General features: G+C 58.0%; 16 protein-coding genes. 12 read left to right on the top strand and 4 right to left on the bottom strand.

All coding sequences use genetic code 11. From position 1 onward, the window contains the following. The first annotated feature begins 122 nt into the window (after positions 1 to 122). Entirely contained in the window at positions 123 to 1,463 is a 1,341-nt protein-coding gene (gene proS / locus GOX75_RS01190) for a proline--tRNA ligase (protein ID WP_171120546.1), read from the top strand. Further along, positions 1,447 to 2,358 (top strand): glycosyltransferase family 2 protein, encoded by a 912-nt coding sequence (locus tag GOX75_RS01195; RefSeq protein WP_171120547.1) that lies wholly within the window; start codon positions 1,447 to 1,449, stop codon positions 2,356 to 2,358. Before proS ends, GOX75_RS01195 begins: the two co-directional genes overlap by 17 nt. On the opposite strand, the gene GOX75_RS01200 is transcribed toward GOX75_RS01195, so the two are convergent. Next, on the bottom strand, positions 2,355 to 2,717 hold the full coding sequence (locus GOX75_RS01200) for a hypothetical protein (protein ID WP_171120548.1): 363 nt from the start codon (positions 2,715 to 2,717) through the stop codon (positions 2,355 to 2,357). The genes GOX75_RS01195 and GOX75_RS01200 overlap by 4 nt on opposite strands. A 367-nt stretch (positions 2,718 to 3,084) precedes the next feature. On the opposite strand from GOX75_RS01200, the gene GOX75_RS01205 reads away from it, so the two are divergent. Together GOX75_RS01205 and GOX75_RS01210 are read left to right on the top strand one after the other, a co-directional pair. After that, complete coding sequence (locus tag GOX75_RS01205; RefSeq protein ID WP_171120549.1) at positions 3,085 to 4,380, top strand: lipoprotein-releasing ABC transporter permease subunit; 1,296 nt, start codon at positions 3,085 to 3,087, stop codon at positions 4,378 to 4,380. Next, complete coding sequence (locus GOX75_RS01210; RefSeq protein WP_171120551.1) at positions 4,373 to 5,059, top strand: ABC transporter ATP-binding protein; 687 nt, start codon at positions 4,373 to 4,375, stop codon at positions 5,057 to 5,059. Before GOX75_RS01205 ends, GOX75_RS01210 begins: the two co-directional genes overlap by 8 nt. Here the strand turns inward: GOX75_RS01210 and GOX75_RS01215 are convergent. Further along, the gene (locus GOX75_RS01215) at positions 5,043 to 5,480 is read right to left on the bottom strand and encodes a DMT family transporter (protein ID WP_171120553.1); all 438 of its coding nucleotides are present in this window, start codon (positions 5,478 to 5,480) and stop codon (positions 5,043 to 5,045) included. The two genes, GOX75_RS01210 and GOX75_RS01215, sit on opposite strands and share 17 nt — an antisense overlap. A gap of 92 nt (positions 5,481 to 5,572) precedes the next feature. Here GOX75_RS01215 and GOX75_RS01220 point away from each other — a divergent pair, with 92 nt between their 5' ends. Continuing rightward, the gene (locus GOX75_RS01220; protein ID WP_171120555.1) at positions 5,573 to 5,977 is read left to right on the top strand and encodes a c-type cytochrome; all 405 of its coding nucleotides are present in this window, start codon (positions 5,573 to 5,575) and stop codon (positions 5,975 to 5,977) included. A gap of 3 nt (positions 5,978 to 5,980) precedes the next feature. Here GOX75_RS01220 and GOX75_RS01225 read toward each other — a convergent pair whose 3' ends face one another. Both GOX75_RS01225 and GOX75_RS01230 read right to left on the bottom strand, forming a co-directional pair. Further along, positions 5,981 to 6,667 (bottom strand): hypothetical protein, encoded by a 687-nt coding sequence (locus GOX75_RS01225; RefSeq protein ID WP_171120557.1) that lies wholly within the window; start codon positions 6,665 to 6,667, stop codon positions 5,981 to 5,983. A gap of 41 nt (positions 6,668 to 6,708) precedes the next feature. After that, complete coding sequence (locus GOX75_RS01230) at positions 6,709 to 7,371, bottom strand: DNA-3-methyladenine glycosylase I (RefSeq protein WP_171120559.1); 663 nt, start codon at positions 7,369 to 7,371, stop codon at positions 6,709 to 6,711. 391 nt (positions 7,372 to 7,762) lie between these two features. Between GOX75_RS01230 and GOX75_RS01235 the strand changes: the two genes are divergently transcribed. The 7 genes from GOX75_RS01235 to GOX75_RS01265 all read left to right on the top strand — a co-directional run bounded on the left by GOX75_RS01235 (position 7,763) and on the right by GOX75_RS01265 (position 15,642). Then, complete coding sequence (locus GOX75_RS01235; RefSeq protein WP_171120561.1) at positions 7,763 to 8,713, top strand: ABC transporter substrate-binding protein; 951 nt, start codon at positions 7,763 to 7,765, stop codon at positions 8,711 to 8,713. Between the two features lie 10 nt (positions 8,714 to 8,723). Continuing rightward, positions 8,724 to 9,773, top strand: coding sequence for a betaine/proline/choline family ABC transporter ATP-binding protein (locus tag GOX75_RS01240; protein WP_171120563.1), 1,050 nt, complete (start codon positions 8,724 to 8,726; stop codon positions 9,771 to 9,773). Beyond that, positions 9,770 to 11,830, top strand: a complete 2,061-nt coding sequence (locus GOX75_RS01245) for a proline/glycine betaine ABC transporter permease (RefSeq protein ID WP_171120565.1) — start codon at positions 9,770 to 9,772, stop codon at positions 11,828 to 11,830. The genes GOX75_RS01240 and GOX75_RS01245 overlap by 4 nt, the downstream gene beginning before the upstream one ends. Positions 11,831 to 11,935: 105 nt before the next feature. Further along, complete coding sequence (locus GOX75_RS01250; RefSeq protein WP_254428664.1) at positions 11,936 to 12,598, top strand: NnrU family protein; 663 nt, start codon at positions 11,936 to 11,938, stop codon at positions 12,596 to 12,598. A 69-nt stretch (positions 12,599 to 12,667) separates the two neighbouring features. Further along, positions 12,668 to 13,189: a DUF2478 domain-containing protein gene (locus GOX75_RS01255; RefSeq protein ID WP_171120569.1), complete on the top strand. Its 522-nt coding sequence runs from the start codon at positions 12,668 to 12,670 to the stop codon at positions 13,187 to 13,189. An 87-nt stretch (positions 13,190 to 13,276) separates the two neighbouring features. Next, a complete protein-coding gene (locus GOX75_RS01260; RefSeq protein ID WP_171120571.1) occupies positions 13,277 to 14,524 on the top strand; it encodes a D-arabinono-1,4-lactone oxidase in 1,248 nt (415 codons plus the stop codon). Further along, entirely contained in the window at positions 14,521 to 15,642 is a 1,122-nt protein-coding gene (locus GOX75_RS01265) for an alanine racemase (RefSeq protein ID WP_171120573.1), read from the top strand. The genes GOX75_RS01260 and GOX75_RS01265 overlap by 4 nt, the downstream gene beginning before the upstream one ends.

Consider the following 15,642-nt stretch of genomic DNA (forward strand, 5'->3'; position numbering starts at 1 on the left):
CTGGCGGGTCAATAAAAAATGCGACTGACCCGAGGTCGCAAAAACGCCATTGCGTGATTGCCCCCGGCGAGGCTTTGGCATAATCACCTTGCAGCGAAATTCTCACCTTTGAAGGTCACCCAATGCGCCTCAGCCGTTACTTTCTGCCCGTTCTCAAGGAAAACCCCTCCGAGGCTCAGATCGTCAGCCACCGGCTGATGCTGCGCGCGGGGATGATCAAGCAGGCATCCGCTGGGATTTATTCCTGGTTGCCGTTGGGCTTCAAAGTGCTGCGCAAGCTGGAAAACATCATCCACGAAGAGCAGGCGCGCGCGGGCCACATCGCGATCCAGATGCCGATCATCCAATCGGCAGACCTGTGGCGCGAATCCGGGCGTTATGATGACTACGGTCAGGAAATGCTGCGGATGAAGGACCGGCACGACCGGGATATGCTGTTCACACCCACCGCCGAGGAACTGGTGACCGATATCTTCCGTGGGCACGTCAACAGCTACAAAGACCTGCCGCTGACGCTCTATCAGATCCAGTGGAAATTCCGCGATGAAATCCGTCCGCGTTTCGGCGTGATGCGGGGGCGCGAGTTCTACATGAAGGACGGCTACAATTTCGACCTGACCAAGGAGGACGCGCTGCACGCTTATAACCGCCATCTGGTCAGCTATTTGCGTACATATGAACGAATGGGCCTGCAAGCCATCCCGATGCGTGCGGACTCTGGCCCCATTGGCGGCGATGATACCCACGAATTCCTTGTGCTGGCCGACACCGGTGAATCCGAGGTCTTCTATGACAGCGCCGTAACCGACCTGAGTTTTGGTGATCGTCAGATTGACTATGACGACCGCGATCAATGTCAGGCGATTTTGGAGGAGTTCACCTCGAAATACGCGCGCACCGATGAAACCCATGACGAGGCGTTGTTTAATCAGGTGCCCGAGGACCGCCGCCGCGTGGCGCGCGGGATCGAAGTGGGGCAGATCTTCTACTTTGGCACCAAGTATTCGGAAGCCATGGGCGCAACCGTTCAAGGCCCCGATGGTAAACCGACCCCCGTTCACATGGGCAGCCACGGCATCGGCGTCAGTCGCCTGATTGGCGCGATCATCGAGGCCAGCCATGACGACAAGGGCATCATCTGGCCCGAGGGCGTGACGCCGTTCCATTGCGGGATCGTGAATCTCAAGCAAGGTGACGAAGAAGCCGATGCCGCTTGTGACAAACTCTACGCCGCGCTGACCGCTCTGGGGCTTGAGCCGCTTTATGATGACCGCAACGAACGGGCAGGGGGCAAGTTCGCGACTATGGACCTGATCGGTCTGCCGTGGCGCATCACCGTTGGTCCGCGCGGTCTGAAAAACGGTGTGGTTGAACTGACCTGCCGCCGCACCGGGGAAAGCGAGGAGCTTAGCCCAGAGGCCGCCGTTACGAAAGTTGCCAAAATCTATGAACAAATCGCCTGAACAGCATCCCGGGCCGCTGATCTCGGTCGTTACTGTAACCAGAAACCTGATCGAAGCGGGGCGGGGTGACCAAGTCCTTGCCGCGCTTGACAGTGTGCAGGCGCAGACGTTCCGCAACGTTGAGCATGTGGTCTGGGACGGTCAGTCCACCGATGGCACGCAAGAGCTGCTTGAGGGCGCGATTCAAAAGATCGAAAAATCAGGCGATCTGATCCCGGTGCGGTATTTCTGTGAGGCGGACAAAAGCCTTTATGATGCGATGAACCAGGCGGTTGCGCGTTGTACCGGGGAATATGTGCTGTTTCTGAATTCTGATGACTTGATCGCGGATGCAGACAGCCTAGCGAATGTCCAGAAAGCCATCGTGCCCGGGAAGCCTGATTTTGTTTATGGGGAAACGGTTTTCTTTGACGATGAAGGCAACCGGCGCCACGCGCGCCGACTGACGCCAAAGTCCATTCTTCAACGTCTGCCATTCGGTCACAATGCGATGGTCCTGAAAAGATCTCTGTTCTTGGAAATGGGTGGACATGACCTGCAGTTTCAGATTGCTGCGGATTACGACATGGTTTTGCGGATGATTTTGTCCGGCCATTCCGGTCATCGGTTACAGATGCCGGTGTCTCTGTTTCGGATTGGTGGGGTGTCTGCGGACACCGATGCCGCGGGTGCTGAAATGGCCGCGAGTTGGTTCAAGAACTATAGCCAGTTCTGCGATATGTCCCGATATACGGATGAAGATCGACTGGGGTGGTACAGACAAGGCCATCTGCCGGTTCGGGTGTCCGGTGCTATTTTGATGAAATCCCTGTCGAAGCCTGCGATCGCACGCGCTGCGCTATACAGCCTGTCAAAGACACTAAGACGCAAAGCTCAATTCTGGCGCAGCTACTAGCCGCGCTGTGCGTCCGGCCGTTCAGAAAGAATTTCGCCATCGGCGCTGTTGTTGCCATGTGCAACGACGATCGGACGTCCCAGACGTTTGACCAGTTCTTTGAACTCGAACCCTAGAAAACGAATCCCGCAAACACGTTCGTCCGTCGTGCGATCTGTGATGCACATCCGCCCTTCGCGAAAGGCGAGGCGGTAACCTTTATCTCTTAGGATATCGGACAAATTTGCCCAGCTTGCCGCAGTATCGAATATCGGGCGGATGGTTGCGCGCAATAGCGCAGCGGTTTCGCAATCCAACTCTGAAGATGCATTTCGGACCAATATCGGGTCCATCAATTCCGTACTACTCTTTACTAACATGAGCGTCTCCCGCTCTGAAAATGGTATCCCCCTTAAACCTAGGGTGACAAAGTTTCTGAAAATAAGCAAAAGGCGAAACAAAGTTGCTTGATGAATGTTGCATTTCGAGTTCAGTCGTTCACGCAACTGCCACATTAGCTTCATAGCTGAAACAATTGGTGTTTGTCTGTGAAGGGCGTCACAACCAAAGGTGTAGGAAGTAGCGTGACTCTCTCCTTTTGGCGGAGAGGATGTTCTGGCTTCAGGGGTGATTCGCGCCGGGTCAGAAGGCGCTGTTGCCCATCCGGGCCCAGGTGGCGCATAACGAACTTGACCATCGGGTGAAATGCCGAAAGGGTCGCGCCAAGTAGTAAGAACCGGAGCAGACATGGCCACGACGCCCCCGCCCTTTGCCCCCTTTGAATGGAAGATCGCCTGGCGGTACCTGCGCGCGCGCCGTGCGGAAGGTGGCGTAAGTGTCATGACGTGGATCTCGCTGATCGGGATCACACTGGCGGTCTTCGCTCTGATCGCGACATTGGCGGTGCGGTCCGGGTTCCGGTCAGAATTTGTGGGGACCATTCTGGGGGCCAATGCTCATGTCACGGTTTACTCGGCCGGAGAGATGGATGCGCAAGGCCGCTTGGACCGCACCATCGCGGATTATACAGACATGGCTGGGCGTATTGCAGAGGTCCCCGGAGTGAACCGAGCCGCGCCTTTGGTCAAAGGGCAGGTGTTGATCACCAACCGCGACCGCAGCAGCGGCGTCGAGGTTTTTGGCATCCAGCCCGATGACTTGCTTGATCTGCCGGGGGTGGCCGAAAGTGAGCAGGCCGCCGGGGATCTTTCGCAATTTCAGAACGGCGAGGATGTGATCGCCATCGGATCAGGGGTGGCCCGCAGCATCGGCGCGACCGTTGGGGACACGGTCAAACTGACGTCGCCCAACGGCGTGAAGACCGCGTTTGGTACGTCGCCGCGGGTTAATGCCTATCGCGTGGTCTATGTGTTTTCGGCCGGGCGCTATGACATCGATCGCACACGTGTATACATGCCGTTCGAGCAGGCGCAGGGCTTTTTTAACCGCGAAGGTGTCGCTGACGAGATCGAAGTCATGGTGGATCAGCCCGAAGAGCTGGACCCGACCATATATCTGATCTTGCAGGCCGCTGGAGAAAACAGCCGCATCTGGACATGGCAGGACGCATCAGGCGGGTTTCTGCGCGCGCTTGAAGTCGAGGACAACGTCATGTTCATCATCCTGTCGATCCTTGTGCTGATTGCCGCGATGAACATTGTGTCCGGGTTGATCATGCTGGTCAAAAACAAGGGTCGGGACATCGGAATTCTGCGAACAATCGGCCTGAGTGAAGGGTCGGTGCTTAGGGTTTTTTTTATCTGCGGGGCCTTTACGGGGATCATCGGCACCGGGATGGGTGTGGCGTTGGGGTGTTTGTTTGCGATCTATATTGATCCGATTTTCAGTTTTGTGAACTTTGTTATGGGCGGCGGGGTCTGGGATCCATCCATACGCGGGATTTATGCTTTGCCCGCCGAGTTGCACTTGGTCGACGTGTTGAAGGCGGTTGGATTGTCTCTGGGTCTGTCCTTTTTTGTCACCTATTTCCCGGCCCGTCGCGCGGCGCGGCTGAACCCGGTAGAGGCGCTGCGCTATGAGTGATATCACGTTGCGGTTGGACGGTCTGACCAAGACCTACCTGAAAGGAACGCCGGGCGAGGTGCAGGTTCTGCGTGGTGTTGATCTGGACCTGCGCGCGGGTGAGGCGGTTGCGCTTGTCGCGCCGTCGGGTGCCGGTAAATCGACCCTCTTGCATATCGCCGGTTTGCTGGACACGCCCGATGCGGGGACGGTGGAAATAGCCGGGCAAAGTGTCACCGGAAAAGGCGACCGCACCCGTACCGCGCTCAGGCGGCAGGATGTCGGGTTCGTCTATCAGTTTCACCATCTGTTGCCCGAGTTCACGGCGCTTGAGAATATTATCCTGCCGCAACTGGCCAACGGCGTTTCGGAAAAAGTTGCTCAGAACAGAGCGATGACCCTTTTGGACCGCGTAGGTGTTGCCGCCCGCGCGGATCACCGCCCCGCAGCCCTGTCGGGGGGCGAGCAGCAGCGGGTGGCGTTTTGCCGTGCTTTGGCCAACAAACCCCGCGTTTTGCTGGCCGATGAACCCACAGGCAATCTGGACCCTGAGACATCGGATCAGGTGTTCGACGCGCTGATGGCGTTGGTGCGGGACGAGGGGCTTTCAGCCCTGATCGCGACGCACAATATGGATCTTGCGGCGCGGATGGACCGCAAGCTGCGGCTGGATGGTGGTGTGCTTAAGCCAGTTGAGTAATTGCGACCCCGGCCGCCATAACTGCGATGCCGCCCGCGCGAATCCAGGTCAAAGGTGTGACCTGCGCGCCAAACAGCCCAAAGTGGTCGATGGCGGCCGCGCTGATTAACTGCCCCACAAGCACGAAAAACACCGCGTTGCCAACGCCGAAATGTGGCGCGACATGGGTGATCGACAGGACGTAAAAGGCGATCAGGACGCCGCCCAGCAAAAGGTGTTTGGGGGCGTCAGTGACTTTGGACAATGCGCTGACACCGGGAAACAACAGCATCACCAAAGCGGATGACAGAAAGGCGATGGCAAACAGGATCACTGCGGCGGTGGTGGGTGAGCCGATCAGCTTTCCCAACGCCGCGTTCAGGGCCGCAAGGATAGGCACACCAATCCCGGCTGCCAGCATAATAGCTGCGTATTGTGTCATCGCCCGAACCCTCCTGCTTCGTTGATCTGGATCATTGCGCCAAGCGGGCCTTCGGGCAAGCCTGCAAATGTCAATCGCGACAGGAGGATAGGATGACCAGACGGATACTCGGGGCTGTTTCTTTAGGGCTGATGGCGGTGGCCTCTCAGGCAGTCGCCCAGGACGTTGAGACCGGGGCCGAACTTTATCAGCACTATTGCGCGACCTGTCACGGGATCGACGCAACAGGTCATGGGCCTATGGCCGGCGTTTTGGTTATTCAACCGACCGACCTGACCCAGCTTTCCGGTGACGGCGGAGTGTTCCCGACGGCCCGGGTTGTGGCCCGCATTGACGGGCGCGACCCTCTGGTCAGCCACGGCAGCCCGATGCCGGTATACGGGCCTTATTTTGACGGGCAGGACACCTCAATGAAAACACCTGAAGGTCAGCCTATCTTAACCAGCCAGCCGATTGTTGATCTGGTCGCGTATCTTGAGACGATTCAGGGTGGCTGATTTTTAGCGGCAGATGCCTTCAACCTTTGCCTCGGACCAAGGGATAACCACGGCCCGTTCCCGTTCTTGCTTTGGCAATGGCGACAGGTCGAAATGCTGGCCCAGCATTTCGTGCAACCGCATTGTACGCGGAGCGGTCGGGTCCAGCGCCCGGCAACACACATATTCCTCGACAATCGCGCCCTGTTGTTCAAACCCGTAGGAAAGGAAATCAGGCGAGGTATCCAGATCAAACAGGTAGGGGTCCTTGTTGCCGCCATGCTCGGCCGCCGCCCGCAAGGGGTGATATCCCGTTGTCTTGCGGTTCTGCCATTGCCAAACATGGGTCAGTTCGTGGGCCAGAAGCATCGCGGCGATCAGGTCCATTTGTTCCGGAAAGTCAGACATATAGTCTTCCAGATACCATTCGCGTGTGAAGTAGACGCGATTGAACAGGGCAACGGCTGCGGGTTTCGCTGTTACAACACCTTCCTCAGCCGGGGGTAGAATACGTTCCCGGCAGGCAAGGCGCGGTCGCTTTTCACGATAAAACGTAATTGGCGCGACCGGGGCGCCCTCGACCAGTCGCACGCTTTCAAGATTCAGCGTGTCGCCCTGAACAGCGCTGGCAAAGGCTACCTCCTGATCCGTCAGCGGCCGTCCACAGGAGGCAAACAGCAATAGAAACGTCATCAAAATAAGGCGCATCATGTTCAAAGCCTAGTGCGTTGCAATCACTCTGTAACCCGTTTTCATACACTCATTGCCAAAACACGGCTGATTTCGGTTAGCGACCGGCCCGATTGGTCCATCCAGACATTGAACGCATCCTGAACGGTAATCATCGCTTTCTTGGACGTCGGGGCCTTGTCCACAACCCCTTCTGCAATCAGCCGGGCGGTCACGTCCTGCGAAAGGATGAAACTGTCGCGCCCGGCAAACCGCATGGCGTATTGGGCCGAGGCCCCACCCAGACGCGACCCTCGCTTGCCCAGCATCGTTAGCAATCCGATGAAATCTGTCGAAGGCCATCCGCCCAGCACCTTGCCTGCACCCCCTTCTTGCCGCAGTTCAAGAAGAAAGGCCGCATTGTCTCTGACGGTCGCGATTTTTGTACCGTTTCGCACGATTCGGGTGTCTTGCAGCAGCGAGTCGAACTTTTCGTCATCCATGAAAGCACAGCGCCCGACATCGAACCCATCAAAGGCCGTTTCAAAGCCATCCCATTTGGCCTCAATGACTTTCCAGTTGAACCCAGCCTGAAAGATGCACTTGGTTATGATCGCAAGCCAGCGGTCATCCGGAACCGCAGCAAGTTCGTCTATGGTTTTGGGTTTGCTGAGTTTTTGATCCAGCGCGCCGTGACCGCCATGCCGTTTAGCTGCTATGGAAAAGATCTCGTCGAAATGATGCATAAAAAACGCCCTCCGACCACAGGGTCGCGTTTAAGTGCCGGTGATGCAAGGCATGTACGGAAGATCAATTCTTGGGCGAGGGTCAGAAAATCACTCAATACGTAAAAGAAATGCTCGACAAACTGTACGATTTTGGTTTGTGATTGACTCGTCAATCAACTTCCCGCCTCGATGAATATGGCGTAAACACAAGGGGTGGGGCGCGGCGCATAGTGAAAGGCGGGGAATCAGGTGGGATTTCGATCATGGCGACCCAGCCATGCATCAAACTGTTCACTTTCCTTTCCCAGCCAAATTTGTGCATGTTGCGACATGGTATTGTCATGCGACAAGCTTTCCGGCGCGCGATCGCGCCGGTCTGGGCAAAGAATAGAAGACAGGGAGAATGTCGATGAAAAAACTGAGTGTAAGCCTTTTGGCGATGACGGTAGCCGGATCTGCATACGCAGCCGATATGGGCGCTGTGGACGAACCGATCAAACTGGCGATCAATGAATGGACCGGCCAGCATGTCACGACACATGTTGCCGGTGAGATGCTCAAGGCCGCGGGCTATAACGTGGAATATGTCACTGCAGGCATGATGAACCAGTTCCAGGCGTTGGCCGATGGCGATATCGATGCAACGCTGGAGATCTGGTCGTCGAATGTCTCGGATGAGTATGCCAAAAAGGTTGAGGAAGGCACCGTCGTTGAAATCGGTGATCTGGGCCTCGATGCCAAGGAAGGCATTGCGTATCCCGCGCACGTGGCCGAACTGTGTCCGGGCCTGCCTGCCTGGGAAGCCCTGAAAGACTGCGCGCAGGTCTTTGCAACTGCGGAAACGCTGCCCGGCGGTCGTTTGGTGGATTACCCGGCCGATTGGGGCACCCCCGGCGCGGACCGGATGACTGGCCTGGAACTGCCGTTCAAAGCCGTTCCTGCCGGGTCTGAAGGCGCGCTGATTGCCGAACTGCGTGCCTCGACCGAGCGTAAATCGCCGTTGCTGATCACTTTCTGGCAGCCGCATTGGGCGATGTCGGCCTATGACGTGCAATTCGTCGAGCTGCCAGCAGGTGAAGAAGCGTGCTTTAACGACCCATCCTGGGGGCCGAACCCGAACGCGGTAAACGACTGCGATTTCTCGCCCTCCCGCATCTTCAAGGCAAGCTGGAGCGGCATGGAAGACAAATGGCCTGCTGCTTATGAGATCCTTACCAACTATCAACTGGCGGTCGAAGACCAGCAGCCGATGATGGGCGCGATTGACGTTGACGGCGGTAAAGTCGAAGAAGTTGTCGCGGCATGGATGGCCGAGAACGAAGGCAAGTGGCGTCCGGTCGTTGACGCAGCAACGCAGTGAGCCAGCCTAAGTGACTGACGCTAAAATGCCAGCCATCGCCTGCCAGAACCTCTGGCAGGTCTTTGGCCAAGGTGCTGACAAGGCCCTGACCGACGCGCTGTCTCGGTCAGGGAATGACGCCGACAAGGCCGCCTCGGATCTGAGGGAACATGGCTTTATCCCCGCCGTGCAAGACGCCAATTTTGAGGTCAAAGAGGGCGAGCTGTTCGTCATAATGGGCCTGTCGGGCTCAGGTAAATCGACGCTGATCCGCTGTATCTCGCAATTGCTTCCCGGCACGGGTGGCGAAATCCGCGTGGATGGTGAGAATGTCATGGGCGCGTCGAAAAAGGTGCTGACGGACTTGCGCCGCAAAAAGCTGGGCATGGTGTTCCAGCATTTCGGCCTGTTCCCGCATATGACCGTTGCCGAAAACGTCGCTTACCCGCTGCGCGTGCAGGGCGTGGGTAAAAAAGAACGTCTGACCCGCGCGCAGGAAGTGATCTCGCTGGTCGGTCTTGAGGGGCGCGAGGACAGCTTCCCCCGGCAGCTGTCCGGTGGTCAGAGGCAACGTGTGGGCATTGCGCGGTCTCTGGCCGTGAACCCCGATATCTGGTTTCTGGACGAGCCGTTCTCGGCACTCGATCCCCTGATCCGTCGCCAGTTGCAGGATGAGTTCCTGCGCATTCAGGCGACGTTGAAGAAATCCATCGTCTTTATCACTCACGACATTCAAGAGGCGCTGAAGCTGGCCGACCGCATTGCCATCATGCGCGATGGCAAGATCGTTCAGATCGGGACACCGACGGACATCGTTCTGCGCCCGGTCGATGACTATGTGCGCGAATTCTCAAAAGATGTTGCCAAGGGTCAGCACGCCAAGGTCGCCTCGGTCATGCGTGATGAATCCGAGCGTGGCCCGGATGATCCCGGTTTGACCACCAGTATGACGCTGGACGCCGCGCTGGCGCATTGCATGGAGCTGTATGAGCCCGTTCCTGTGCGGGATGAGACAGGCAATATCGTTGGCACGGTCCACCCGTCCGACCTGGCTGCGGCACTTCAGGTGGACGAGACATGACCGCGATGACCGACGTTCCCGCGCAGGCGCGTCTAACGGTTGGGGCCAAGGCCGCGCTTATTACCGCTGTGGTCGGCGCGCTGTGCCTTGCGCTTGAGGGCATTGCCCCGTGGTTGGTCAAATGGCCCACCGCGTGGGAGCTGCCCGCAACCCAGTGGGTCGGAGCCTTTCTGGACTGGTTCCTGAACGGCATCAAACCGGCGATGCGATTGTTCTCGGACCTGATGACCTATCCAATGGATGCGGCCAATTTCGTGCTGGGGAATACCCCGTGGCCGATCCTGATCGGGCTTGTCACCGCGCTGGGCTGGTATCTTGGCGGGTTGCCCATGGCGGCGCTTGGATTTTTTGGCCTGACATTTGTACTTGCCTCGGGCTATTGGGCCGAAAGCATGAACACACTGGCGCTGGTTGTTGTCTCAGTTCCCGTGGCGCTGGTTGTGGGGGGCGGGATCGGTATTCTTGCCAATGAAATCCCCCGCGTGAAGAGTTTTGTTCAGGCCGTGCTGGATGTGATGCAGACGGTGCCGACCTTTGCCTATCTAACGCCGCTTTTGCTGCTGTTCGGCTTTGGCCCGGTGGTGGGTCTGATCGCCTCGGCCATCTACGCCGCACCGCCCATGGCGCGGAACGTGATGCTGGGTCTGGAACGGGTCGAACCCGAAATCAAAGAGGCTGCCATCATGTCTGGCGGCACGCGGTTCCAGCAACTGTTTCAGGTGGAAATCCCGGCGGCGGCAACGCAGATCATGGTCGGTGTGAACCAGTGCCTGATGGCGGCGCTTTCGATGGTGATCATCGCGGCCGTAATCGGTGGCTTCAATGATATCGGTTGGGAGGTTCTGCTGACCATGCGCAAGGCGCAGTTCGGCGAATCCCTGATGGCCGGTCTTGTGATCGTGGTCTTCGCCGTCGTCATCGACCGGATGAGCGGGACGCTGGCGACTGAGCGCAAACGCTATGACCAGCGTGTCGTCTGGGCGGTTCTGGGCTTTACCGTGCTGTTCACGGCCGCCTTCTGGCTGTGGCTGCCGAACCCGTCCGAGCTGACCCTGCTGGACCCAATGGCCGAGGCGATCGACAGTGGCTTGACCGCCTTTACGCAGGCCAACGGCCCGTGGCTGGATGCGCTCAAGAACAATTCTCTGTTCTACGTGCTGCTGCCGCTGCGGATTGGCTTGGATCAAGCGGTGCTGCCCTTCACATGGGGATTCCAGTGGACGCAGGGCATGAGCTATGGCCTGTTCATCGTTGCCGCCGTCATCGCCGCACTGATGGCATGGCGCGGGCATCTGACCGGAGGGTTGGTCGTGCTGATCCTGATCGGCATGTTGGAAACGGGCATCGCAAACCTTCCGTGGCCCTTCGTTCTGACCGGGGCTGCCGCGCTCAGCTATGTGGCGGGCGGTTGGCGACTGGCGGTGCTGTCGGTGGGGCTGCTGTGCACCATCCTTGTGTCGGGCCTTTGGGAGCGCGCTTTGCTGTCGCTCTACCTCAGCGGTGCGGCGGTGTTTTCCTGCGCCGTGGTCGGCGGGCTGATCGGTCTGGCCAGCGCCGTATGGGAACCCGTCTGGAAAATCGTCCGACCGGTTTGTGACATGCTGCAGACGATCCCTTTGTTCGTGTTCCTGATCCCAGTGCTGATGGTGTTCCAGATCGGAGAGTTCTCGGCCTTTCTAGCGATCTGCGCCTACGCGATCGTGCCAATGATCCGCTACACCCGGCATGGGCTGGTCAACACGCCCGAGGAAATGATGGAGGCCGCGATCTCTAGCGGCGCCACCGAGTGGCAGATCATGCGCGATGTTCGTGCGCCTTATGCTGCGCCGACCATTCTGCTGGGGCTGAACCAGACGATCCTTTATGCCTTTGCGATGCTGGTGATTGCGGCGCTGATCGGGACCACCGGTCTGGGCCAGTCGATTTATCTGGCGCTGGGGCAGGCGGATGTCGGGCTTGGCATCTCGGCTGGTGCTGCGATGGCGATTCTGGCGCTGATCGCCGACCGCATGGTGCAGGGCTTTGCCGAAGAACGCCGCAAGGCGCTGGGATTATAAAAGGGCAGGGGCAGCGCGACTGCCCCGCCCCCGACTTGATTTCGGACAAGTTTCGCCCAGCCGCGCTGCCGTAAATCAGGTGCAGAATATACGGAGTCTATGATGATGAGCTGGGGACCTTTCTTTGCCGCGCTGATTGTATTTCTTCTGAGCCATATGATTCCAGCCCGGCCCGCTGTGCGCGGGTATCTGATCTCATTGCTTGGTCGGCGGGGGTATTACAGCGCATATTCTGTCCTGTCTCTGGTGGTTCTCGTCTGGCTGATCGTCGCAGCCGCCCACGCGCCTTATGTTGAGGTCATTCCGCCACTCGCGATCCTGAGGTGGATTCCGCTATTGTGTATGCCCGTTGTGTGCTGGTTGGCTGTCAGTGGTGTGTCTGTGCAAAACCCGTTCTCTTTCGGTGGCTTGGGTCATCGTCCGTTTGATCCCGAGAACCCCGGCATATTGCGCACCACCCGCCACCCTGTTCTGGCCACCCTGAAGCTGTGGGCTGTGGCACATCTGTTGGCCAATGGCAGCTTGTCACATGTGATCTTGTTTGGTTTGTTCGCTGGATTCGCAGGCATGGGTATGGCTGTGATTGATCGCCGCAAATCTCGCGAGATGGGGCCGGAATGGGTCCGTTTGTCCCGCAACACCGCGCGGCTGTCTCTGCGGGTTCCGCAGCCATGGTCACGTGCTTGGGTTTGGGTCGCGTCGCTGGCGGCGTACCTGGTTCGGCTTGGTGCGCACGAGTCTGTGATCGGACTTTCACCGCTGCCATAATGCAAAGAGTGGTCCGAGGGCGACTTGCGTGCTATCTGGAATGTCACAGTTTTATCAAGGGGTCTTTGAATGTACCTGGCCTACGTAACCACGACAGAGCGTGGCGCAACCGATCGACTGCTTAGCGCGGCTGCTGAGCAGTTGCTGAAAACCGGTGCACAGCTAGCGGGTGTCGTGCAAACCAACACCGAATGCGCGGACAGCAGCAAATGCGACATGGATGTTCGTGTTTTGCCCGCAGGCGAAACGATCCGCATTTCGCAGTCGCTGGGCGAACAGTCGCGTGGATGTCGTCTGGACCCCGCCGCACTAGAGCAGGCCGTGGGGTATGTCACTTCGTCACTGGCCGATGCACCTCAACTCTTGGTCGTGAACAAGTTCGGCAAACACGAAGCCGACGGGCGCGGTTTTCGCCCTGTTATCGCCGAGGCGCTTGCGCTGGACATTCCGGTTCTGGTTGGAGTGAATGGGTTGAACAGGGAAAAATTCGAAGCCTTCACCGATGGGGCCGCCGAACAGATCGCACCCGAGGTCGACGCGATCATCGAGTGGTTCGCCCGCGTAACAGCAGAGCGCGCGGCGGCCGCCTGATCTTAGTTGCCGTTGGGTAACCTGCTGGAAACCTGACTTGTTTTGGGGTCGATGTGCTGCAATCCTTCAATTGGGAGGAGATTGCAGATGTGGACCAACTGGGCAGGTGGCCAAAGCTCAAGCGCACCCATATTGCGCCCTTCTACCCTTGCCGAACTGCAACACGCTGTCGCACAACCTGACGGTATGCGCGTTGTTGGTGCGGGGCATTCCTTTACGCCGATCGTGGCTGGTGCGGATCGCATTCTGGATTTGTCCAACTTGAATTTACCGACATTGGGACAGGTCAGCGAAGACCGCGTCTGGGTAAACGCCAACGCGCGTTTGCGCGATCTTTCTCCGGCGTTGGCCGATCACGGGTTGGCCTTTCGCAACCTTGGGGACATCAACGCGCAATCGCTGGCGGGTGCGGCCGCGACCGCAACACACGGAACCGGCCGGGAATTACCCTGCATTTCCGCCGAAATCACCGCGGCCAGTTTTGTCGGGGCATGTGGAGACATCCTGTCGACCGAGGATATCCCCCTTGAGATGGCTCAGGTCTCGCTTGGGTTACTTGGCGTACTGACCGACGCGCAAATCGCCGTAATTCCGAAGTATAGCCTGCGTCGTCGTGTAACCTTGGTACCGCTTGAAGAAACGATTGCCAGCATGCACCAAAAATGGGCGGAGTTTCGGAATTTTGAGTTTTTCTACATCCCCTTCACCGGAAAGGCCGTTGAGATTTGCCATGAAATGACAGACGCGCCCGAGACCAAGGCCCCGCGCGATCTGGACATGATTGCGGTCAAGGTGCTGAAGCTGGCTAGAAACGCAGGACGCTACAGCAGCGGTCTGCGCAGTGCGCTACTTAAGCTGCTGACTCTGGCCCAGTCGTATGAGGATTACGTCGGCGAAAGCTGGCGCGTGCTGTGCAGTGATCGCCACATTCGGTTCAATGAGATGGAGTATCACCTGCCGCCCGATGTCGCCGGGGATGTGCTTAGGGATGTGTTCACGCGTCTGCACCGTGACCATCCGGACATATATTTTCCGATTGAGGTCAGGCACACCGCGGGCGATACGGCCTGCATTTCTCCGTTTCAGGGTGGCCCGCGTGTTTCGGTTGCGATTCATACCGACGCCGCCGAAGATCACACGCGTTACTTTGCCGATATCGAGCCAATACTCCTTGAGGCCGGAGGGCGCCCGCACTGGGGTAAGATCCATAGTTTGACGTATAAAGAACTTTCGCGCCTGTATCCCGACTTCGACCGTTTCTGCGCGGTGAGAGAGCAATTGGACCCAAACGGAAAGTTTCTTACGTCCGCTTTGAACAAACTGTTCCGACCATGACGGCGGAATACCTACAAAACTTGTCCGCAGCGCTGCGTGACTATGGGGTGGATAAACCAGTGGCCGTGGTCGATCTTGATCGGCTCGACGCTAATTGTTCTCTGGCGGTTAGTTTGGCTGCTCAGGGCTTGGCAAGCCGTCTTGTGGCCAAATCCCTCCCATGTCTGCCGTTGCTGGATCACATTCGGGCGAAAGTTCCGGCATCAGGGCTCATGACCTTCTCCGAGCCTATGTTGTCGACGCTGCTGGACGCAGAGCCTGATACTGACCATTTGATCGGTAAGCCTTTGCCAGTCAGTTCGGCGGCACGTGTGCTGAAAAAGAACCCGACCGCGGCGGAACGCGTCCAATGGCTCATCGACACGGCTGAAAATCTGGATGCCTATTTGGCGCTGGCCCAAGCTCTCAATCTTCGGCTTCGTCTGTCGCTTGAGGTTGATATCGGCCTACACCGGGGCGGGTTGCGCGCTGAAGACATTCCTCAGATCGCGCAACGTATTGGCAGCCATCCCTATGCGACGTTGGCCGGGGTCATGGGGTATGAGGCGCATCTGGCCAAGCTGCCGCATGTTCTGAAATCCCGCGCCATGCGGTCCAGCGCAAGCGCATTCCAACGTGCGATAGCAGGGCTGCCAAATGCAGGTGAGGGGCTTTGCCTGAATACAGGGGGCAGCCTGACGTTCCAGTCCTATGCTGCTGGCAGCGCCGCAAATGAGGTCGCCTTTGGGTCCGTTCTGGTAAAGCCCACGGACTTTGACCACCCGACGACGGCAGCGTTTCAACCAGCGGCCTTTATCGCCTCGCCAATCCTGAAAGTGATGCAGGGCAACGCGTTACCGGGTTTGGACTTTCTGCCCAGACGGAAGACGGACTTGGCGATATTCGGCGGGCATTTTCTGGGGCAGCCCGTGTTCCCAGACGGTTTTTCCTATTCGTCGATTTTCGGCCGATCAAGCAATCAAGAAGTATGGACCGGTCCCTTGGATTCCAGCGTGACACCTGGGAACATCGCCCTATTGCGACCAACACAAAGCGAGGCGGTACTGAACCAGTTCGGGCCACTTTTGGTTTTGAAAGGGGGGCAGGTGGTGGATGAATGGCAATGCCTGCCGAATTAA

This window comes from Ruegeria sp. HKCCD7251, from assembly GCF_013031165.1.
Lineage (GTDB): Bacteria > Pseudomonadota > Alphaproteobacteria > Rhodobacterales > Rhodobacteraceae > Ruegeria.